This is a genomic window from Acinetobacter sp. 22512, assembly GCF_052044755.1.
GTDB classification, from domain to species: domain Bacteria; phylum Pseudomonadota; class Gammaproteobacteria; order Pseudomonadales; family Moraxellaceae; genus Acinetobacter; species Acinetobacter pittii.
Genome location: NZ_JBQENP010000007.1, coordinates 1 through 22,364, shown reverse-complemented (window position 1 = coordinate 22,364; position 22,364 = coordinate 1). Strand labels below are relative to the sequence as shown.

Annotated in this window: 19 protein-coding genes, 2 tRNA genes, 1 other RNA gene and 1 pseudogene; 17 read left to right on the top strand and 6 right to left on the bottom strand. The window is 39.8% G+C overall.

What is annotated here, in order from left to right:
• The first annotated feature begins 129 nt into the window (after positions 1–129).
• From coaD to ACTJJG_RS09390, 5 genes are all read left to right on the top strand, one after another.
• On the top strand, positions 130–621 hold the full coding sequence (gene coaD / locus ACTJJG_RS09410; protein WP_005070938.1) for a pantetheine-phosphate adenylyltransferase: 492 nt from the start codon (positions 130–132) through the stop codon (positions 619–621).
• A 1-nt stretch (position 622) separates the two neighbouring features.
• On the top strand, positions 623–886 hold the full coding sequence (locus ACTJJG_RS09405; protein ID WP_005070936.1) for a YfhL family 4Fe-4S dicluster ferredoxin: 264 nt from the start codon (positions 623–625) through the stop codon (positions 884–886).
• Positions 887–913: 27 nt separating this feature from the next.
• An RNA gene (gene rnpB / locus ACTJJG_RS09400) (RNase P RNA component class A) lies at positions 914–1,269 on the top strand.
• Between the two features lie 63 nt (positions 1,270–1,332).
• A tRNA-Met gene (locus tag ACTJJG_RS09395) sits at positions 1,333–1,409 on the top strand.
• 148 nt (positions 1,410–1,557) lie between these two features.
• On the top strand, positions 1,558–2,742 hold the full coding sequence (locus tag ACTJJG_RS09390; protein WP_032056894.1) for a porin: 1,185 nt from the start codon (positions 1,558–1,560) through the stop codon (positions 2,740–2,742).
• Between the two features lie 54 nt (positions 2,743–2,796).
• Here the strand turns inward: ACTJJG_RS09390 and ACTJJG_RS09385 are convergent, their stop codons facing one another.
• Positions 2,797–3,777 (bottom strand): LysR family transcriptional regulator, encoded by a 981-nt coding sequence (locus ACTJJG_RS09385; RefSeq protein WP_001061607.1) that lies wholly within the window; start codon positions 3,775–3,777, stop codon positions 2,797–2,799.
• 103 nt (positions 3,778–3,880) lie between these two features.
• On the opposite strand from ACTJJG_RS09385, the gene ACTJJG_RS09380 reads away from it, so the two are divergent.
• The 7 genes from ACTJJG_RS09380 (at position 3,881) to ACTJJG_RS09350 (ending at position 11,562) form a co-directional block, all read left to right on the top strand.
• The gene (locus ACTJJG_RS09380) at positions 3,881–4,993 is read left to right on the top strand and encodes a tartrate dehydrogenase (protein ID WP_032042202.1); all 1,113 of its coding nucleotides are present in this window, start codon (positions 3,881–3,883) and stop codon (positions 4,991–4,993) included.
• A gap of 20 nt (positions 4,994–5,013) precedes the next feature.
• Positions 5,014–6,666: a BCCT family carnitine transporter gene (locus ACTJJG_RS09375; protein WP_080749776.1), complete on the top strand. Its 1,653-nt coding sequence runs from the start codon at positions 5,014–5,016 to the stop codon at positions 6,664–6,666.
• An 11-nt stretch (positions 6,667–6,677) separates the two neighbouring features.
• On the top strand, positions 6,678–7,652 hold the full coding sequence (locus ACTJJG_RS09370; protein WP_032056892.1) for an alpha/beta hydrolase: 975 nt from the start codon (positions 6,678–6,680) through the stop codon (positions 7,650–7,652).
• A 42-nt stretch (positions 7,653–7,694) separates the two neighbouring features.
• Positions 7,695–8,810 carry a carnitine monooxygenase subunit alpha gene (cntA, locus tag ACTJJG_RS09365; protein WP_033848324.1) on the top strand — a complete coding sequence of 372 codons (1,116 nt, stop codon included), beginning with the start codon at positions 7,695–7,697 and terminating at the stop codon, positions 8,808–8,810.
• A gap of 63 nt (positions 8,811–8,873) precedes the next feature.
• Positions 8,874–10,325, top strand: a complete 1,452-nt coding sequence (locus tag ACTJJG_RS09360) for an NAD-dependent succinate-semialdehyde dehydrogenase (protein WP_032056890.1) — start codon at positions 8,874–8,876, stop codon at positions 10,323–10,325.
• A gap of 47 nt (positions 10,326–10,372) precedes the next feature.
• On the top strand, positions 10,373–11,329 hold the full coding sequence (cntB, locus tag ACTJJG_RS09355) for a carnitine monooxygenase, reductase subunit CntB (protein ID WP_032056889.1): 957 nt from the start codon (positions 10,373–10,375) through the stop codon (positions 11,327–11,329).
• 156 nt (positions 11,330–11,485) lie between these two features.
• Positions 11,486–11,562 (top strand) — tRNA-Met (locus tag ACTJJG_RS09350).
• A 43-nt stretch (positions 11,563–11,605) separates the two neighbouring features.
• On the opposite strand, the gene ACTJJG_RS09345 is transcribed toward ACTJJG_RS09350, so the two are convergent.
• The 5 genes from ACTJJG_RS09345 to ACTJJG_RS09325 form a co-directional block, all read right to left on the bottom strand.
• On the bottom strand, positions 11,606–12,634 hold the full coding sequence (locus ACTJJG_RS09345) for a hypothetical protein (protein ID WP_032056888.1): 1,029 nt from the start codon (positions 12,632–12,634) through the stop codon (positions 11,606–11,608).
• The gene (locus tag ACTJJG_RS09340; RefSeq protein WP_069119149.1) at positions 12,627–14,252 is read right to left on the bottom strand and encodes an NAD+ synthase; all 1,626 of its coding nucleotides are present in this window, start codon (positions 14,250–14,252) and stop codon (positions 12,627–12,629) included. The genes ACTJJG_RS09345 and ACTJJG_RS09340 overlap by 8 nt, the downstream gene beginning before the upstream one ends.
• A 385-nt stretch (positions 14,253–14,637) precedes the next feature.
• Positions 14,638–15,198 carry a hypothetical protein gene (locus ACTJJG_RS09335; RefSeq protein WP_032056886.1) on the bottom strand — a complete coding sequence of 187 codons (561 nt, stop codon included), beginning with the start codon at positions 15,196–15,198 and terminating at the stop codon, positions 14,638–14,640.
• Between the two features lie 161 nt (positions 15,199–15,359).
• Entirely contained in the window at positions 15,360–15,812 is a 453-nt protein-coding gene (gene hemJ / locus ACTJJG_RS09330) for a protoporphyrinogen oxidase HemJ (RefSeq protein WP_002120291.1), read from the bottom strand.
• Between the two features lie 18 nt (positions 15,813–15,830).
• Positions 15,831–17,060, bottom strand: a complete 1,230-nt coding sequence (locus tag ACTJJG_RS09325; RefSeq protein ID WP_002120440.1) for a beta-ketoacyl synthase N-terminal-like domain-containing protein — start codon at positions 17,058–17,060, stop codon at positions 15,831–15,833.
• Between the two features lie 300 nt (positions 17,061–17,360).
• On the opposite strand from ACTJJG_RS09325, the gene ACTJJG_RS09320 reads away from it, so the two are divergent.
• The 5 genes and pseudogenes from ACTJJG_RS09320 to ACTJJG_RS09300 form a co-directional block, all read left to right on the top strand.
• Positions 17,361–18,680, top strand: coding sequence for an EcsC family protein (locus ACTJJG_RS09320; RefSeq protein ID WP_002120376.1), 1,320 nt, complete (start codon positions 17,361–17,363; stop codon positions 18,678–18,680).
• 200 nt (positions 18,681–18,880) lie between these two features.
• On the top strand, positions 18,881–19,255 hold the full coding sequence (gene rpsL, locus ACTJJG_RS09315; RefSeq protein ID WP_002050319.1) for a 30S ribosomal protein S12: 375 nt from the start codon (positions 18,881–18,883) through the stop codon (positions 19,253–19,255).
• 160 nt (positions 19,256–19,415) lie between these two features.
• Complete coding sequence (gene rpsG / locus ACTJJG_RS09310; RefSeq protein WP_001138055.1) at positions 19,416–19,886, top strand: 30S ribosomal protein S7; 471 nt, start codon at positions 19,416–19,418, stop codon at positions 19,884–19,886.
• 177 nt (positions 19,887–20,063) lie between these two features.
• A complete protein-coding gene (gene fusA / locus ACTJJG_RS09305) occupies positions 20,064–22,202 on the top strand; it encodes an elongation factor G (protein WP_002120436.1) in 2,139 nt (712 codons plus the stop codon).
• Between the two features lie 95 nt (positions 22,203–22,297).
• Positions 22,298–22,364 (top strand): annotated as a pseudogene (locus tag ACTJJG_RS09300) (GTP-binding protein); the annotation flags it as partial.

The window sequence follows — 22,364 nt, the reverse complement described above, 5'->3', positions numbered from 1 at the left end:
AAACTTCCACAATTATGCCTATTGTGCCGTAAACTGATGCTAAGGTGAAGTTTTTCCTGCACGTCAATATTTCGCCTCATGTATAACTTTTGCTAAAATAGGTTCACAATACAATTAGAGTACTAGCGGATGTCTAAAACGCGTGTAATTTATCCTGGAACATTTGACCCCATCACGAATGGACACGTTGATTTAGTTACTAGAGCATCAAGAATGTTTGATGAGGTTGTAGTAGCAATTGCAATTGGACATCATAAAAATCCTTTGTTCAGTCTAGAAGAGAGAGTTGAACTGGCCCAAACATCACTCAGCCATTTATCAAATGTTGAATTTGTAGGCTTTGATGGTTTACTAGTTAATTTTTTCAAAGAGCAAAAGGCAACAGCAGTACTTCGTGGTTTAAGAGCAGTTTCTGATTTTGAATATGAATTTCAACTTGCCAATATGAACCGTCAACTTGACCCACATTTTGAAGCAGTATTTTTAACACCATCTGAGCAGTATTCATTTATTTCTTCGACATTAATTCGGGAAATTGCTCGTTTAAAAGGGGATGTAACCAAGTTTGTTCCGCAAGCTGTGGTTGAGGCCTTTGAACGTAAACATCAACAAGGTTGGTAAAGTGTCGTTATATATTACCGATGAATGCATAAACTGTGATGTTTGTGAACCAGTTTGCCCAAATGAAGCTATTTTCATGGGTGAAGTGATTTATGAAATTCATCCAGATTTATGCACTGAATGCGTTGGTCATCATGACCAGCCGCAATGTCAGTTATTTTGTCCAGTGGACTGTATTCCTAAAGATCCGCAGCATGTGGAGACGGAAGATGAGCTATTCGACAAATATAAAAAATTAATTGCTCAAAAAAGCACAAGCAATTAGTAAATAAATTTGTTAATATGCGCCCCTGAAGTGAGCTGGATGGTCGCTGCTGTGGAGGTCTTCGTGACTGAAGCAGGGGAGGAAAGTCCGGGCTTCATAGGGCAGGGTGCCAGGTAACGCCTGGGCGGTGAAAGCCGACGGAAAGTGCAGCAGAGAGTAGACCGCCTCATTCGTGAGGTAAGGGTGAAAGGGTGCGGTAAGAGCGCACCGCGTGTCTGGTAACAGTTCACGGCATGGTAAACCCCACCAGAAGCAAGACCAAATAGGAATCCTGAGGTACGGCCCGTACTGGATTCGGGTAGGTCGCTTGAGCGTATGAGTGATTGTACGCCTAGAGGAATGGCCATCCTCGACAGAACCCGGCTTATAGGCTCACTTCACCTAATTTATTTAAAATTTTTCTTGACGTGCGTTAAAGAAGTTAAGATAATGCGCGCACAGTTTTCGGCTATGTAGCTCAGTTGGTTAGAGCACCGCACTCATAATGCGGGGGTCACAAGTTCAAGTCTCGTCATAGCCACCATTTTATAGACCACGCTCCTGCGTGGTCTTTTTTTATGCTTATTTTTTGATTAAACACAGTTTGTAAAGACCGACTTTATAGTTATGGCATTGTTTGTCTAGATCAATTTCTTCATGTTCTTATAACACTTAACAAGGATGTTGAAGACATGAAAAGGTCATTATTATTTTTAGGAATTTTAAGTTTAACGGCGGGAGTAGAGGCTTCTGCTGCTGATTTGAGTTGGGGAGATCCAACTTTGGATTCGGGACAGTTTAAAGTTTCTGGTGCCGTGCGTTCCCGTTATTTGCATAAAGATTATGTGGTTGATGCAAATGAAGGTTCTCAAAATGATGACTGGCGATTAACTGATATTAAATTAGTGCTAGGTTATGAAAATCCAGATTGGATTGCAGGTGCGGATGCCCGTTGTTATCAATATGATCGCTTATGTGATGCGATTTTTCTAAAAAAAGCATGGGTGGGTTATAAGTTATCTGACAAGCAGAGAATCACGGCAGGTTTGCAACCCGTTGATTTTGGCTTTGGCGAATTTTGGGGGAGTAGTTATTACGAAACGCTTTTAAATACCGTTGGTTTAGAAGACATCGATAATCTGGGGATTAAATATAAATTTGCAGATGATAAATACAATTTGACCTTAGGTTTCTATCCAACTGATGGAGGAAACTATAAGGGAACGTCAAAAGACTCAAGTAGATACAGCGGTAATTTCGTTGAAACTGATGACTTGATGGTAGGAACTAATATTGAAGAAAAGAATATGTGGATTGCGCGAGCCTCTAGAAAATTTGAACTTGATAAAGTTCAAAAATTTTCGACCGAGTTAGGTGGTTCAGTCTGGTATTCTGATTTAGAAAATAAAAGAACAGATGAAGATGGACACCGCAAATCATGGAATGTATTTGCTCAAACGCAATATCAAGCATGGCAATGGATGTTCTTAGTAGGTAAGCAAGATGTCACCAATGGTGATAATTTATTTCCAAATAGCTCAACCATTGGAGCATTTGATTACCCGTATCAAGTCGCTAATAAAGGCAAATATCTAGTCAATGAAATTAACTATACCTTTGCTCAGCCATTTCACAAACTTGAAAATATTAAGCCTTATATCTCTCATAGCCGCTTTTTTAAAGATGAGAATGGTTATAAAGACTCTGAACGCTTAATAGCAGGGATTTATTTTAATTACAAAGCCATTGGTATTCAGGGTGAATATATTATGAGTAAGAATGACCCAATGGTAGGTGGTGGGGCAAATGGCCTTGCACAAGGCAGCAGTAATGACTGGGATAAACTGTTTTATCTTTCAATTGGATATTATTTCTAAAATTTAAAAGTAAACGATTGCCCTAAGTGAATAGGCCTCACTTAGGGCTTTTTTTCATAAAAAGACTTTTTCAGGCGGCGGTTCTCGTTTGACGGCTGGTGAAATGAGTTGTCCACGACTTAAGTTCTGCACATGCTGTAAACGATTGAGCAATTCGTTTTGAATAAACAAAATGCAGGTTTGTAATTTAGATGAGCTTTTGAGTCGTGATGGATAAACTGCCCAAACATCTGCATCTTGCCAATATTCGGGCAAAATGTGTTGGAGTTGACCTGTAATTAATTCATCTGCAACATCCCAAATTGATCGGAAAATAATCCCGTGGCCTTCTATGGCAAGTTGATGAATAATTTCGCCGTTATTCGAAACAAAACGTGGTTTGATATGCACTGAGACATCTTCAGAAGCATGCCTAAATTTCCATAGCACAGACGATTGATCACGCTCACTAATCGTCAAACAATCATGTGTTTGCAAATCCTCAATGCTGTCTGGTACACCGTGTTTAAGTAAATAACTCGGTGAAGCGCACAAAATTCGAAAGTTAGAAGCTAACTTCTTCGCAATCATATTTGGCGCAATTTCATTACCAATTCTGATGTCTAAATCAATACTGTGTTGAATCAGGTCTTTGGTATTGTCGATGGTGTCAAAATGAATCTGAAGTTTTGGATAAAGCATCATTAATTTAGACAGAATTGGTGCAATATGCTTTCTGCCAAAACCAAAGCTACTAATAATATCCATACGACCGGTAGGCGTACTGAGTGGGTTATTTACCAGTTCACAGACTTCATCAAATTCTTCAAGAATATTTGAAACTCTCTCAAGGATGAGTTTGCCATCTTCCGTCAGGCTAACATGACGTGTACTGCGATGAAAAAGTTTGCAGCTTAAGGTGTTTTCTAAAATATTAATTCGCTTGCTAATAAAAGCTGGCGATGTCCCAAGTTCCTCAGCAGATTCGACAAAACTTTTTAGTTTAGCGACTGTGCAAAAAACCTTTAAATCCGATAGGTTAGGTAGATTGTTCACGATCCGTGTCCATTGGAGTGATAGTTCTGTTGTTGATCATTTTTGCTTAAAACATCATGTTTAAGCCATACAAGGATATTAGGCGAAGGTGTGAAGGAAGCTTATGGCAAAAAGATATAAAGTTGCCACGATTGCAGGCGATGGTATTGGTTTAGAAGTTCTACCAGAAGGCATTAAGGTTGTAAAGGCAGCAGCAGAGAAGTACGGCATTGATCTTCAGTTAGATGCTTTCGATTGGGCTAGCTGTGATTATTACCTAGAGCACGGCAAAATGATGCCGGATGATTGGTTTGAAACTTTACAGGGCTACGATGCAATCTACTTTGGTGCTGTAGGCTGGCCAGATAAAGTGCCTGACCATATTTCGCTTTGGGGTTCGCTGCTCCAGTTCCGTCGTGGTTTTGACCAATATGTGAATTTACGTCCAGTGCGCTTAATGCCAGGTGTGAAATGTCCATTGGTAGGTAAAAAACCGGGCGACATCGATTTTTACGTGGTTCGTGAAAACAGTGAAGGGGAATACTCAGCCATTGGTGGTAAGGCTTTTGAAGGAACAGATCGAGAGTTTGTTTTACAAGAAGCCGTATTTACACGTCATGGCGTAGATCGCATTTTGCGTTATGCATTTGAGTTTGCAAATCAGCGTGATGCGAAAAAAATTACAGCAGCGACCAAATCAAATGGTATTGCCGTCAGCATGCCGTATTGGGATGAACGCGTTGATGCGATGGCAAAACAATATCCACAAATTCAAGCCGATAAACAGCACGTTGATATTTTAGCAGCTCGTTTTGTTTTACAACCTGAACGCTTTGATGTGGTTGTTGCATCGAATTTATTTGGCGACATTCTTTCCGATTTAGGCCCTGCATGTACAGGAACTATTGGTTTGGCTGCTTCGGCAAATTTAAACCCAGAAAGAAAATTCCCATCATTGTTTGAACCTGTACATGGTTCGGCACCAGATATTTACGGTAAACAAATTGCCAATCCAATCGCTGCGATTTGGTCAGGTGCCATGATGTTCGAATTCTTTGGCGAAGAAGACGAACGTTGCATTCAAGCAGGTCAGGACATTATGCAGGCGATTGAGCATGTATTAATTAATGGGCCAAAGACAGCCGATATCGGTGGTCAGGCAAAAACTTATGAGGTAGGAGATGCAATTGCATCGTGTGTAGCCCAAATTAAAATGGACGTGTTCGCTATGGAATAACGCCATCCAAAAATGGATGTATGGATATGGATAATCAAAACACAAAAATTTATACGGATAAAGTTCTTGCCGTAACCAGTTTACTGTTTGTATTTATTTCAGTTGCTGGTTTGGCGATTTATTCGCAAGAGTCGATAAAGATTGCTGCAACATGGATGCAGTGGACGACATCGGTATTTACAACCCCAGTATTACTGTTTGCTTTTTTAGCCATTATTTTTACTTTTGGTCTAGCTTTTAGTAAATACGGCAAAATTAAACTCGGTGAAGGAAAGCCTCAATACACCACGATGTCATGGATTTTTATGTTCATCTTGTCGGGTATCGGGTCTTCTACATTGTACTGGGGCTTTTTGGACTGGGCTTACTATTATCAAACTCCGGGTTTGAGCTTACCGCCTGAGTCAGCAGAAGCATTGAAATATAGCGTGGCTTACTCGTTTTTTCACTCAGGTTTAAGTGCATGGGCAATTTATGCTTTGGCATCAATTTCTTTGTGCTACAGCTACCATGTGAGAAAAAACAAAGGTTTAAGTTTAGCTTCAGTGATTGAGGCTGTGACAGGCTTTAAATCAACCGGCGTGGTTGGACGTTTAGTTGACCTTATGTTCTTGCTTTGCATGTTTGGTGCATTGACGATTTCATTGGTACTCACTGCTGTGACATTTACCAATATTTTGTCGCAGCTCACAGGTATCCCAAATACTTTTATGACTAAGGTCATCATTATTTTGGGTGTTTCAGTTCTGTTCGCACTCAGTTCGTATGTGGGTATGGATAAAGGCATGCAACGTTTAAGTCACATGGTGTGTTTAGGCGTGGTGTTATTTGCGATTTATGTACTGTGCTTTGGTCCAACTCAATTCATTTTGAATAACTCATTAATGAGTTTCGGGTTAATGGCAACCAACTTTGTTGATATGAGTCTGTTTACCGACCCAATGGGCGATGGCAAGTTTACTCGTGAATGGACTGTTTTCTACTGGTTATGGTGGATTTCATATGCACCGGGTGTGGCACTGTTTGTAACACGTGTTTCTAAAGGCCGTACTATTAAAGAAGTGATCTTTGCCATGGTGATTGGTGGCAGTGTTGGTCTTTGGTTCATCTTTGGTGTGTTTGAAAACTACAGTGTTTATAGCTTTATTCATGGGGCTGTAAATGTACCGCAAATCTTAAGCCAACAGGGTGGTGAGGTTGCAATTGGTCAATTGCTCAGCCTATTACCTGCTGGAAAGCTGATGATGTGGATTTTCCTAGGCATTATGGTGGTGTTCTTGGCAGCACATATGGATGCGGTCGGATATGCAGTTTCAGCAACATGTACACGCGGTTTAAGTGAAGGGCAAGATCCATCGCCAAATGCCCGTCTGTTCTGGTGTGTCATGCTGACTTTGGTTCCAATTGCCATGATCTTTAGTAAGGCACCTTTAGACACCATGAAAACGGCAACTATTGTGACGGCTTTACCATTCATTGTGATTATTCTGATTCAAACCTATGGTTTAGTGAAATGGTTGATTCAGGATTATGCCAAAGTCCCATCACATTTAATTGAGCAACAAGGTTATGATGATGCGGAAATTGGTTTAAACCAGACTCAAGATGAACATGCAAAACGGATGCAGCTAGAGCTTGCAAGCTCAATCAAACTGGACAGAAAAACCAGCTAGAGGGAACGGTAATGACTACATGTGAACAGACCACTTATGCCTTAAGTGAAGAAATGCAAAGTCTTGTGTACTGGAGCAGCATTTATTCACCAGCAGATGCAGATATTGACTCAGTTCGTGCAGCATATGACGCAATGTGTCGACACTATACTTTGCCTCGTGATGGCAAGATCGAAGTAGAAGACCGAGTTGTTGCAAATGCAGAGCATCCTGTACCTGTTCGCATCTATTCACCAAAAACTAAACGACCTGAAGCTGGTTGGCCGTGTGTGTTGTATTTACATGGTGGCGGTTGGATGGTCGGTGGACTCGATTCACATGAGTTTATTACCAGTTATTTATGTCAGGACCTAAATGCAGTTGTCATTGGTGTGGATTACCGCATGGCACCAGAACATCGCTTTCCAGCAGCTTTTGAAGATTGTTTAGCAGTTTATCAATGGCTTAAAGAGCATGGTTCTGACTGGCAGATTGATAGTGAAAATATCGTTCTAGCAGGCGATAGCGCAGGCGGTAACTTAGCAGCAGCCGTTGCAGTGCATCTACAGCATAGTGGTTTACAAGCTCAAGGGCTGGCTTTGGTTTATCCGTGTTTAACTACAGCACTTGATACACCAGCCGCACAAAAGCATGCCCATGCGCCGTTACTCACAACGGAAGATATGCATTTTTATTTAAAGGAGTATGCACCGAATTCACAAGATTGGCAGGATTTACGTCTAGCGCCTTTATTGGCAACTGATTTTTCAGATATGCCTACAAGTTTTGTGGCGGTTGCAGAATATGACCCTTTAAGTGATGACGGTTATTTCCTTACCCAAAAAGTGGAACAAGCAGGTATCCCTAACGAGTTCCATTTAGGCAAAGGTTTATTACATGGCAGTTTACGTCTGATGCGTGACTGTCCTGAAGTTCAACATTTATATCAAAACATGCTAAGTGCGATACGCCGCATGTTTGGCAGTGTCGAAAAGATATCAATTTAATATCGAGTCATTTGGACGAAAAGAATTTAATGGAGTAAAAACATGAGTGCAGTTGAAAAATTACCTGAAGATTTTTGTGCAAACCCAGATGTTGCATGGACTTTCCCTAAAGTTTTCTATACTTCATCGCAAGTTTTTGAGCATGAGAAAGAAGCAATCTTTGCTAAAAGCTGGATTTGTGTTGCACATGGCAGTGAATTGGCACAACCGAATGATTATATTACCCGTAAAGTAATTGGTGAAAATATTGTCATCATTCGTGGTAAAGATAGCGTTTTACGTGCTTTTTATAATGTATGTCCGCACCGTGGTCACGAACTTTTAAGTGGCAGTGGTAAAGCAAAAAATGTAATTACTTGTCCATATCATGCTTGGACTTTTAAGCTAGACGGTAGCTTAGCCTTGGCGCGTAACTGTGACCATGTCGAATCTTTTGACAAAGAAAATTCAAGCATGGTGCCTTTAAAAGTTGAGGAATATGCAGGCTTTGTTTTCATTAATATGGATGAAAGTGCGACATGCGTAGAAGACCAGCTTCCGGAATTTGCTGAGCGTTTAAATCAAGCATGTAGCGTAATTAAAGATTTGAAACTGGCAGCACGTTTCGTGACAGAAACGCCAGCAAACTGGAAAGTAATTGTCGATAATTATCTAGAATGTTACCACTGTGGGCCTGCACATCCTGGTTTTGCTGACTCCGTACAAGTTGATAAATATTGGCATACCACACATCAGAACTGGACATTGCAATATGGCTTTGCTCGCTCATCTGAGAAGTCATTTAAGCTTGATCCATCAGTAACAGATCCTGAATTTCACGGTTTCTGGACTTGGCCTTGCACGATGTTCAATGTACCACCGGGCAGCAATTTCATGACTGTGATCTATGAGTTCCCAGTAGATGCAGAAACGACTTTGCAGCATTACGATATTTACTTCACGAACGAAGAACTCACTCAAGATCAGAAAGACTTAATTGAGTGGTATCGCAATGTATTCCGTCCTGAAGATTTGAACTTGGTCGAAAGCGTACAACGTGGTTTGAAATCACGTGGTTATCGTGGTCAAGGTCGTATTATGACCGACAAGCAACGCTCTGGTATCAGTGAGCATGGTATTGCTTACTTCCAGCATTTAGTGGCGCAGCATCACAAATAAAACAAATGGATTTATTCAGGTGTAAAGATGACTTACACCTGACTCTTCAATTAGGAAGATGATATGTCGAGTTTACAAAGTACTGAATTATTTCAGCAACAAGCCTATATTAACGGACAATGGTTAGCTGCACAGTCGAATGCGGCGGTTCCGGTAACTAACCCTGCAACAGGCGAAGAAATTGGCACAATTCCAAATATGGGAGCGGCTGAGGCGACTCAAGCAGTTGAGGCTGCTTATACGGCTTTAAAAAGTTGGAAAGCTTTAACTGCCCAAAACCGTGCAGATATTTTATTGGCTTGGTACAAATTGGTTCTCGATCATACCGATGAACTTGCTTTAATCATGACTATTGAGCAGGGAAAACCTTTGGCAGAAGCGAAAGGTGAGGTACGTTACGCTGCATCATTTATTCAATGGTTTGCCGAAGAAGGCAAGCGTATTTATGGCGATGTGATTCCAACCGTCAATAATCAGCAGCGTTTTATTATTAGTAAAGAACCTGTGGGTGTTGTGGCTGCTATTACGCCGTGGAATTTCCCAATTGCTATGATTACGCGTAAAGCAGCACCAGCTTTAGCAGCTGGATGTACGATAGTGATTAAGCCAGCAAATGAAACACCTTACTGTGCTTTAGCGATTGCGAAACTTGCCGAAAAAGCAGGTATTCCAGCTGGTGTAATTAATGTTGTTACCGGTAAATCTCAAGAAATTGGTTCTGTATTTACTTCACATGAAAAAGTGAAGAAATTGACCTTTACTGGCTCAACGCCAGTGGGCCGTTTATTGATGCAGCAGTGTTCAAGCACCATTAAAAAATTGGCGCTTGAGTTGGGCGGAAATGCGCCTCTGATTGTATTTGATGACGCCGATTTGGATAAAGCTGTACAAGGTGCGATTTTTGCCAAGTTCCGTAATGCAGGCCAGACCTGTGTTTGTGCTAACCGCATTTATGTACATGACAATATTTATCAAGCTTTTGCCGAGAAGTTTGTACAAGAAGTACAAAAGTTTAAAGTCGGTAATGGACTTGAAGATGGTGTGCAAATTGGTCCATTAATTAATGAAAAAGCAGTTTTGAAAGCACAACAGTTGATTGATGATGCAGTGAGCAAAGGCGCTAAAATTGCTTGCGGCGGCAAACAGCATGCTTTAGGGCAAACCTTTTATGAACCATCAGTTTTAACTAACGTTGACCGGACCATGGAAATTGTCCAAGAAGAAATTTTTGGTCCAGTTGCGCCACTCATTCGCTTTACTGATGAGGCTGATGTTGTTGCTCAAGCAAATGACACCATCTTTGGTTTGGCTGCTTATGTTTATAGTGAAAATATCTCACGTTTATGGCGAGTGTCAGAACAGCTTGAATATGGAATGGTCGGTATGAATGCCACAGCAATTTCAAATGAAGTTGTACCATTTGGTGGTGTGAAACAATCAGGTGTTGGGCGTGAAGGGTCAAAATATGGTCTTGAAGAGTTCATGACCATTAAATACATGTGTTTAGGGCTTTAAGGATAAGCCCTAACAACAAGAATATGCGGTAAAAGAAGGATTCTAATATGGCTAGTCATTATGAAATGTTCCCGGCGGTTGTTACTCATGTGGAGCAGCTAACCCCTTTAATCAAACGGTTTACGTTCAAACGTCAAGATGGGCAGAACTTTCCTCGATTTAGTGGGGGAAGCCATATTATTGTCAAAATGAATGAACAGCTTTCAAATGCATATTCATTGATGAGTTGTACACAAGACCTATCGACTTACCAAGTCTGCGTTCGTAAAGATGTGGAAGGTAAGGGTGGTTCAGTGTTTATGCATGATCAGTGTAATGAAGGCTGTGAAATTCAGATTTCAGAACCAAAAAATTTATTTCCATTAGCCGAAACAGGCAATAAGCATATTTTAATTGCAGGTGGAATTGGCATTACACCATTCTTGCCACAAATGGATGAGCTTGCAGCACGCGGTGCTGAGTATGAACTACATTATGCTTATCGCTCACCTGAACATGCGGCCTTGTTAGATGAGTTAAAGCAGAAACATGCAGAACATGTGTTTAGTTATGTTGACTCAGAAGGTTGCTCATTAAATCTGGATGAACTGCTTTCATCACAACCTAAAGGCACACATGTCTATGTTTGTGGGCCGAAACCCATGATTGATGCTGTGATTGATTGTTGTAACAAGCATCGTTACCGCGATGAATACATTCACTGGGAACAATTTGCCTCAACAGTTCCTGAAGATGGTGAAGCATTTACGGTGGTACTTGCTAAATCTAATCAGGAAATTGAAGTACAAAGTAACCAGACGATTTTACAAGCTATTGAAACATTGAATATTGATGTGGAATGCTTATGTCGCGAAGGTGTATGCGGTACATGTGAAACTGCTATTTTAGAAGGTGAAGCAGAGCATTTCGATCAATACTTAAGTGATGCAGAAAAGACCTCACAGAAGAGCATGATGATTTGTGTATCGAGAGCTAAAGGTAAAAAACTAGTATTAGATCTTTAATATATTTCTGTGGCCGATCAATTGTTTAAAGAAAAAAATGCTAAAAAAAGAACAAATAATGATGATCTGAATCTTATTTGTTCAATTGATGGGCATTAAGGGTTTTTACCTATTGACCTGCTATACAGAACTATAGATAATGCGCACACAGTTTACGGCTATGTAGCTCAGTTGGTTAGAGCACCGCACTCATAATGCGGGGGTCACAAGTTCAAGTCTCGTCATAGCCACCATTTTAAAAACCACGCTCCTGCGTGGTTTCTTTTTATCTATTTTTTACTCATTAAAGTATTTTTCAATCATATCGAGTGTTTTTGAGCTTTGATAAAAAGGAGCTAAAAGCGCTTGAAGTAATGGTTCTAAAATACCGTGTTCATTAAAGGCATCCATAACCTTCGGATAAAAACGTAAAGCTTCGGTTTGTAAGTCGCTTTCGGTTAACCCAATCTCACTTAATACTTCAAATAAACTTTGGTCTTTATAAAAATCATAAAAAACTTCAACGCCATACAAAATCAGGTCTTGCATAAATTGTGACTGGCGTAATTCTTTCCAGTATTCGTAAATTAAAACAAAAAACTCTTCAACATCGAGAGGAGTGAGCTGTTTCATAAATTCATACATTTTTTTATGTCTAATATCTTCCCAAACATGACGTACTAGACTTTCTAAATCTTCACTCGATAAAAGACTTAATTCTGTAAGTTGCTCATGAATAAAACTGGCAATCCAAGTTTCAAGTTTATGCTCAAGACGTTGCTGCTGCAAAAAGGAAAATTTTTTGAGTTTATGTTGCCATTCAAAATGATAGTCATCCACTCTAGAGGCAGTTAGAAGTTTTGGTAATTTTTGTTCTAGAGTTGAGGTTGCAATATATTGGCAAAGCTGTTGTACAGAAGGGCTAGTTCTTAAAAACTGGTTGAGATAATGAGGAATATGTTCCATTTCCAAAAATTTGGAGAGCCACATTTCAAATTGGTGGTCAGAGACCAAATCTTGTAACTGAATTGGCGATTTCATCGCAGATAAATAAATACGCTGCGCGATTTCCCCAATAAACTCAAGTAAACCAGCACCTAGCTGCATTTCAAAAGCATAGCGTTTCACAACGGCTTGTAGTTGCTCTAAATCAACAACTTCATGAAGCTTGATTTCGTCAGCATGTTGCATAAACAACTGAATGAATTGCTGGAAATAAATAGGTGAGTTTTCTATAGATAATTGTTTTTTGAAAAATTCCACCTGCTCAAGCAAAAGTGCTTGAGCAAGTGCTGTAGTTTTTGATGAGTTTTTCTGCTCAGTCATTCGCTGTCCAACCGTTGACAATCGGATAACGTCGTTCGCGACTAAATGCACGAGAGGTAATTCTCGGGCCAATCGCACCTTGACGACGTTTGTATTCATTACGATCAACTAAACGGATGACTTTTTCAACAACTTCTTTATCAAAACCTTTGGCAATAATATTGGCCTGACCTAAATCTTCTTCAATGTATGCGTAAAGGATAGCATCCAATACATCATAAGCTGGTAAAGAGTCTTGGTCTTTTTGATCCGGACGAAGTTCTGCTGAAGGTGGGCGGGTAATCACACGCTCAGGAATAACAGGAGTTTCGCTTAAGCTGTTACGGTATTTTGCTAATTCAAATACGATAGTTTTATAAACATCTTTTAGAACCGCAAAGCCACCAACCATATCGCCATAAAGCGTACAGTAGCCTACTGAAAGTTCAGATTTATTCCCTGTAGAAAGGACTAAGTTACCAAACTTGTTTGATAAGCCCATAAGTAATGTGCCACGAGCACGCGCTTGTAAATTTTCTTCAGTTGCGTCAGCTGGTGAATTACCAAAGAAAGGATACAAGGTTTGCATGAAGCTATTTACGATTGAGTGAATTTCAGCAATACCGAAAGTCACACCCATACGGCGAGCTTGTTCAGCCGCATCCTCTACACTAATTTGAGAGGTATAGGTATAAGGCATCATCACGGCTTGTACTTTTTCTGCACCAATTGCATCAACAGCAATTGCAAGCGTAAGGGCAGAGTCAATACCGCCAGAAAGACCCAAAATCACACCTGGGAAACCTGAGCGCTCTACATAGTCACGAGTTGCCATGACTAAACCTTGATAGATCTCTGCAAAGGTTTCTAAAGCAGGAGCAGACTCAGTGACTTTATATAACTTTGTATCGCGGTCAAATTCAGCAATATAAATGTCTTCTTTAAAGCTCGGTGCTTGTAAGGCAATTTCACCATTTTGATTGCTAACAAAACTTGTGCCATCAAAAATTAGATCGTCTTGTCCGCCTACTTGGTTAACATAAACAATATTTAGATGAAGTTGTTTTGCAAGTTCACTTAAGGTCTGTATACGGTGTTGTGGTTTGCCGACTTCATATGGTGATGAGTTGAGTACAAGAGCAGTATCAACATTTAATTGGCTTAACTGTTTTACAGTATTAATTGACCAGATATCTTCACAGATTAATACACCAAACTTATGCCCAAGATATTCAAAAACTAAGTGCTGATGGCCTTTTTGGAAATAGCGTTTTTCATCAAAGACGCCATAGTTTGGTAAATTGTGTTTGTTAAAAACACCCAAAACCTGACCGTCTTTCATGACAGCAGCAGAATTATAACGTTGACCATCTTCTGTCTGGTTTACAAATCCGAAAACCATAACAATATCTTTAACTTCGGCAAGTTGCGCAAAAGCCTTTTGCATACGTTTATTTAAATTTGGACGTAACAATAAGTCTTCAGCTGGATAACCAATAACAGAAAGTTCGGGAAAAATAATCAGGTCAGCGTCTTGTTTTTTCGCCTGATTTACTTGCTCAATCATCTTTTGGGTGTTTGAGTCAATATTGCCAATATGCGGAGAAAACTGAGCAAGGGCAACTTTAAAACTTTTCATTCAAACCTAATCCTAGATCATAACGAATATAGATACACATAGTGTTGATTTTTATGGATATAATTTTTCAACGATGTGTATGATACGATAGTAAACAATTAAAATAGTAAACAAAAATGTCAAGATCAATAATATATACCAATCCCATATTTTCTGCGTAAAAATAACGAGATTTTCTGTGTAGAATAGAAACACGCTTCATTATTTTTATTGTTTGTATACTGCCTTATCACAAGCTAATTTGGAATAAGGCTGTTCTATTTTTTTCAATAATTTGAATTGAATAAGCGTAATTTTATAGTTTAGATAAGTATTTCTGATTTATAAGAATTCTCATTTACATCAGGCAAAAAATGTTACGTTTAAAGAAACATGGATTATTTAGTTACAAATGAAGCTGAGGTGAACAGATAATATTCGGGATTTTTCCTGTGCAAATGTCACGGGCAATTTCGCCTTGCTGTTCAATATTATAAGTACTAAATGCCTTGTCAGGGTGGTAGGTATATTTGTAGGGGTTGTAACTTTTAAGGCTGAGGTAATAGGCTGATTGTAGTAAGGCACCTTTAAGTAGAACATGAATACCTTTTTGATATTGCATGACGTGTGTGAGTTCATGGATAAAAATACCCTGCATAAACTTAGACTCTAGAGCATAATTTTCGCTGTAATCAGAAGGATTGACATAGATATTACCATTTGGCGCCATAAAAATACCGCAAGACTGCCAAGGGAGATAGCGAGTAGCAATAATTTTAGGTTGTTCACAATCGAGCAGATCGCCGAAGACCATTTGAGCTAATAATTTTTCTTGAGCAGTCAAATACCTAATCGGGTAGTTTTTTAAGTGACGGAAAATAAAAAGTGTAAGAAGAATCAATTGATTATGGATTAAGCGTTTAAAGGCATTAAAAGTTAGCATAGCTTTGCCATTAAATGAGTTCATCTATTTCTTTAGCATAGTATAGATTAGGTATTGCTAAATAAAGAGGTAGGGAATTGATTAATTTTATAGTTCTGTTTTGAAAAATATAATTGTTTGAATAGATTGTGCATTTTATTAGGATGAATAAAAGAATTCTTGGATAAGAAAAGCAAAAGCCCCAGTTAAAACTGAGGCTTTACAACAACTAAAATCACAACAGCAAATAAAATTAAGGTTGGCATTTCATTAAAGAATCGCCAGAACTTATGTGATTTATAGTGAGCATTTCCGATGAGCTTTTTACGATAATAGCCACATACCAAATGATAAATCACTAATAAAGCCACTAATCCAACTTTGAGGTAAAACCATGTGGCTTGATGGTAATGTCGAGTTGCATCACCCCACTCTACAAGGAAATGGGCGGTAATTAATGTAGCAATCATTGAAGGCCACATAATTCCACGATACAACTTGCGTTCCATTACCTCAAAGCGTTGATGACTTGCAGCATCTTCACTCATAGCATGATAAACATATAGACGTGGTAAGTAGAACAAAGCAGCGAACCAGCAAACCACGGCAATAATATGTAATGCTTTTACCCACAAAAAAGCATCAGAAGGTGCATCCATCGATAATCCTAGGTGGGATTATGCATCCCACTTCTTGAAAATAAGGCAAGCGTTAACACCGCCAAAGCCAAAACTGTTACTCATTACAGTATTCAATTTTGCATCACGTTTTTCAAGTACGATATCGAAAGGTTTTGCGCCTTCATCAAGTTCAGTCACGTTGATGTTTGGTGCAATAAAGTCATTTTGCATCATTAGCACAGAGTAAATAGCCTCCTGTACACCAGCCGCACCCAAGCTATGACCTGTCATAGATTTGGTTGAGCTAAGAGGAGGTACGTTACCTTCACCAAATGCACGTTCCATTGCTTTAAGTTCTGTAATGTCACCGGCTGGAGTAGAAGTACCATGTGTATTTACATAGTCAATTTTCTCTACGCCATGTTGCTTAGCTTCTTCAAGTGCCATTAATACACAACGTGTAGCACCTTCACCACTTGGAGCAACCATGTCCGCGCCATCACTGTTCGCAGCATAACCTACTACTTCAGCTAAAATGTTCGCACCACGTGCTTGCGCGTGCTCAAGTGATTCAAGTACTACAAAACCGCCACCGCCAGCAATAACGAAGCCGTCACGGTCTGCTGAATAGGGGCGAGATGCTGTTTCTGGAGAGTCGTTATATTTCGAGCAAAGTGCGCCCATTGCATCAAACAATAAACTTTGAGACCAGTGATCTTCTTCACCGCCACCAGCAAGCATAAGGTCTTGTTTGCCAAGTTGAATTAAGTTGTACGCATAACCAATTGCATCTGCAGAAGTTGCGCAAGCACTTGTAATAGTATGTGAAATACCTTGTAGCTTAAATGCAACACCTACGTTTGCAGTAATGGTGTTTGACATGTTACGTGGTACAAAGAATGGACCCACTTTACGTGCGCCTTTAGTCTCTAATAATTCTGTCATTTCAACAACAGAAGCAGTTGAGCCACCACCTGAACCACCTGCAATACCATAACGTGGATTACCAGCAAGTTGTTCAGGAGTAAGGCCTGCATGTTCAACTGCAGCTACAGCAGCGTTGTATGCATACATCGCACATACGCCCATGAAGCGTTTTAATTTACGGTCGATATTATCAAAGTCTTGTTCTGCAGCAGCGCTGACATGACTTTTAAAATTGAGTTCAGCATAAGTTGGGTTAAAACGTGTCCCGGAGATTCCATTTTGAAGTGAATGAGTAACTGCTTCTAAAGAGTTACCGATACATGAGTTAATACCCATACCAGTGATTACAACACGTTTCATCTACAGGTCCCTTTATGGTGATATTTAAGAGTCTATCGTGTTCAACAGCTATTAAAATGAATAGGAGAATATAGCTGTAAGAAAACGGGACTCATGTTTTTCGTTGTTAACATGATAGCAGAAAGGATTTTTATTTCTTATGGCAAATCTTTATGACAATTTTACATTTAAAAAAAATAACTAAATACATAGTATGTTGCATTTAGGGTTAACTAAAATACACACATTCAAGTTGAGATAAATCCACATTCCACCTAGTATTTATCTCTAATTAGATAAATTAAAAAATCGAGGTACTTGATGACAAAATTTAATAATAATCAATCTGACAATTTGTTTTCTCAGGTCTTCGGAGTGGCTAAAAAGCTCAGTTCTACAGGATTGAGTATCTTGCAACAGAACCAATCAGGTGACGTCAGTAAGGTAATTGAACCAATCCCAACTGGAAAAACTGTTGAAGGTAGATCGAGAACAAAAAGCCCATTTGAAGTTGAGCAATATGAAAGTCCTCAACAAATGCTAAGAGAACATTTACCAAAAGTCACACGTCAGGTATTTGGTCGACATTTTAAAAAAGTAAATGGTGTCGCTACATTTCTTTCGCCAGATTGGGATGAAAAAATCTCAGGCCACTTATTTAATTGGTTAAATGACTTTAGTTCAAAAAGTACCTTAACTGAAAAAATCCTAGAAGAAGCGGGTGCTAAAGATTTATTTGAATTAACTAAAGATACAGGTCGTTCTCAACGTCTAAGTCAGGCGCTTATAGAACAAAACAAGCTCATTGCGACTGTACAAGGTGCAATTACAGGTGTATCAGGCGTGGTCGGTGCAGCTGTAGATATTCCAGTTTCATTGGTTTTAGTTTTAAGAACTATTTACCAGACAGGAAGATCACATGGCTTTGATTTGCTAGAGGTGGCAGACCAAGATGTTGTTGAGTTTATTTTTAAAGAAGTTGACATTAGCCTGATTGCAGAGAAACAAACTCTCTTGTTGGCTTTAAAAACATTGCGGAATATGTTGGAAACTCAAGATATTCATCAATTTCAGCAAGTATTAGGTTCAACCACAGATATAGATACTTTAAAGAACTGGTTAACAGATGAAGAAGGGGAGTTTAAATGGGAATGGTTAAATCGTATTCCTAAACTTTCAGCTTTTGGTAAGTTTACCCCAGTTGCAGGCGCTGTTTTAAGTGCAGTATATAGCTGGAAATTACAAGAAGATGTAGGACATAAAGCTCAGGCAATTTTTGGAGCTGCAAGACATTATTTAAACGAACATCCAAGTGAGCATTTATCTCCACTACAGGCTTATTATGCTGCGGTTACACTCATTCAAAAAGCAAGCCCAAGACTTTTAAATGTAGGCGAAGATGGCAATATTCATGCTGCTCATCATCATAAAGTAGAAAATCACGAGGTAATCTCGAAAGTATCTATTGTGTTAAAACCTACAGAAAGCGAAAAAAGTGAAGAGAAAGTTCAGGAAAATGTTCATAAGGGCTTAGAAAAACTTGCTGATAAACATGTGACAGAACATGAGCATACTGAACAAAAGCCTGCTCTAACTCCAGAGGATGATGACGAGATATTGGAAGATAAAAAATACTCTTAACAATACGCTTACAAAGTGAAGGTTTAAAAAGTAAAAATAACCTCTATTTAAATTTGTAAATCGTGCTGTCAAACATTGATATGGTCAACATTTGGTAAGTATTGCCGTGTTGACCATTTTTGCATCTTGGCTTACAATTATGTGCCCTTAAAAAGAGGTATTTTCTTTTTAAGGTTTTTTAATAACGGGAGAATTGCCATATGGCAACAACGAATCAGTTGATCCGTAAGGGTCGTACGACTTTGGTTGAAAAATCCAAAGTTCCTGCGTTGAAGGCTTGTCCACAACGTCGTGGTGTTTGTACACGTGTTTATACAACTACACCTAAAAAACCTAACTCAGCTATGCGTAAGGTTTGCCGTGTTCGCTTAACTTCAGGTTTTGAAGTATCTAGCTACATCGGTGGTGAAGGTCATAACTTACAAGAGCACAGTGTTGTTCTTATCCGTGGTGGTCGTGTTAAAGACTTACCGGGTGTACGTTACCATACCGTTCGTGGTTCATTAGACTGTGCTGGTGTTAAAGATCGTAATCAATCACGTTCTAAATACGGTACTAAGCGTCCTAAGAAGTAATTCTAGGAAACTAGTCGAATAAGCCCTTTAGCGTTTCGCTTGTTTGAATTCTTCATAGATTTGTAATTCAAGCGACGTATAGTAAGGCCAGCGTCGTGTACATGACACTTGTACAAACTGCTGGATCATCCTGAAGTGTCATATTATTAGGTGTATTAAAATGCCAAGACGTCGCGTAGTCGCTGCTCGTGAGATCCTTCCAGATCCAAAATTTAGCAGCCAAACAATCGCTAAATTCATGAACCACGTAATGCAAGATGGTAAAAAATCTATTGCAGAAAGTATCGTTTACGGTGCTTTAGAACGCGTTCAAGAAAAAAACAAAGTAGACCCAGTTGAATTTTTCGAGACTACTCTTGAAAAAGTTCGTCCTATGGTTGAAGTAAAAGCACGCCGTGTTGGTGGTGCTACTTATCAAGTACCTATGGAAGTACGCCCATCCCGTCGTACTGCCTTAGCTATGCGTTGGTTAGTAGATGCTGCTGCTAAGCGTTCTGAAAAAACGATGGCTTTACGTCTTGCTGGTGAGTTGCTTGATGCAGCTGAAGGTAAAGGTGCAGCAATCAAAAAACGTGAAGATGTGCACCGTATGGCTGAAGCTAACAAAGCCTTCTCTCACTACCGTTTCTAAGCGGATAAAACAGGCCTTATTCAGGAGAATATTCATGCGTACAGCAGCTCGATTCAACATTGCTCTCTATCAAAGTGGGGGCTTTGCAGGTATTTAAGTTGCCTGTTTGGATATTCGCGCGCATCAATTTAATTGGTGCGTCCTGTTTTAAATATAACATTTAGGAATGTAGACATCATGGCTCGCCAAACTCCAATTACTCGTTACCGTAACATCGGTATTTCTGCGCACATTGACGCAGGTAAAACAACTACAACTGAACGTATTTTGTTCTACACAGGTGTATCTCACAAAATTGGTGAAGTACACGACGGTGCAGCAACAATGGACTGGATGGAACAAGAGCAAGAGCGTGGTATTACAATTACCTCTGCTGCTACGACTTGTTTCTGGTCTGGTATGGGTAACCAATTCGAACAACACCGTATCAACGTAATTGACACCCCGGGACACGTAGACTTCACAATCGAAGTTGAACGTTCTATGCGTGTTCTTGACGGTGCGTGCATGGTTTACTGTGCTGTAGGTGGTGTACAACCTCAGTCTGAAACTGTATGGCGTCAAGCGAACAAATATAAAGTGCCTCGTTTAGCATTCGTGAACAAGATGGACCGTACTGGTGCAAACTTCTTCCGTGCTGTTGAGCAAGTTAAAACTCGTTTAGGTGGTAATCCTGTTCCTATCGTTGTGCCAATTGGTGCTGAAGATACATTCCAGGGTGTTGTTGACCTTATCGAAATGAAAGCGATTATCTGGGATGAAGCATCTCAAGGTATGAAGTTTGAATATGCTGATATCCCAGCTGACCTAGTTGATACGTCTAACGAATGGCGTACAAAAATGGTTGAAGCTGCGGCTGAAGCTTCTGAAGAATTAATGGACAAGTACCTAGAAGAAGGTGATCTTTCTAAAGAAGACATCATCGCTGGTTTACGTGCTCGTACATTAGCTTCTGAAATTCAAGTAATGCTTTGTGGTTCTGCGTTCAAGAACAAAGGTGTTCAACGTATGTTGGATGCTGTAATTGAATTCTTACCATCACCTACAGAAGTTAAAGCGATCGAAGGTATCCTTGACGACAAAGACGAAACTAAAGCGTCTCGTGAAGCATCTGACGAAGCTCCGTTCTCTGCGCTTGCGTTCAAAATCATGAACGACAAATTCGTAGGTAACTTAACATTCGTACGTGTTTACTCTGGTGTTCTTAAACAAGGTGATCCGGTTTATAACCCAGTTAAAGCTAAGCGTGAACGTATCGGTCGTATCGTGCAAATGCATGCGAACGAACGTCAAGATCTTGATGAAATCCGTGCAGGTGATATCGCAGCGTGTGTAGGTCTTAAAGACGTTACAACTGGTGATACATTATGTGATGAGAAAAACATCATTACTCTTGAGCGTATGGAATTCCCAGAGCCAGTAATTTCATTGGCTGTTGAACCAAAAACTAAAGCAGACCAAGAAAAAATGTCTATCGCTTTAGGTCGTTTGGCTAAAGAAGATCCATCGTTCCGTGTTCGTACAGACGAAGAATCTGGTCAAACAATTATTGCTGGTATGGGTGAACTTCACCTTGACATCATTGTTGACCGTATGAAGCGTGAATTCGGTGTTGAAGCTAACATTGGTAAACCAATGGTTGCTTACCGTGAAACGATCAAAAAGTCTGTTGAACAAGAAGGTAAGTTCGTACGTCAAACTGGTGGTAAAGGTAAGTTTGGTCACGTATATGTACGTCTTGAACCGCTTGATGTTGAAGAAGCTGGTAAAGAATACCAATTCGTTGAAGAAGTTGTTGGTGGTGTAGTACCTAAAGAATTCTTTGGCGCGGTTGACAAAGGTATTCAAGAACGTATGAAGAATGGTGTATTGGCTGGTTACCCTGTTGTTGGTATTAAAGCGACATTATTCGACGGTTCTTACCATGACGTCGACTCTGACGAATTATCGTTCAAAATGGCAGGTTCTTATGCCTTCCGTGATGGTTTCATGAAAGCGGATCCTATCCTTCTTGAACCTATCATGAAAGTTGAAGTAGAAACTCCAGAAGACTACATGGGCGATATCATGGGTGACTTAAACCGTCGTCGTGGTATGGTTCAAGGTATGGACGATCTTCCTGGTGGAACAAAAGCAATTCGTGCAGAAGTTCCTCTTGCTGAGATGTTTGGTTACGCGACTCAAATGCGTTCTATGTCTCAAGGTCGTGCGACTTACTCTATGGAATTTGCTAAATATGCTGAAACTCCACGTAACGTGGCTGAAGGCATCATCGCTAAATTCCAAGCTGGCGGTAAAAAAGGTGACGACGAGTAATCTTTCGATTACTATAAGCCCAAACTAATTTCTTAGTTAAAAACCAAGTGCTCATGGGGTGACCCTCCATGAGTAGTTTATAAAGGAAGATCATCATGGCTAAAGCCAAGTTTGAACGTAATAAGCCACACGTAAACGTGGGCACAATCGGTCACGTTGACC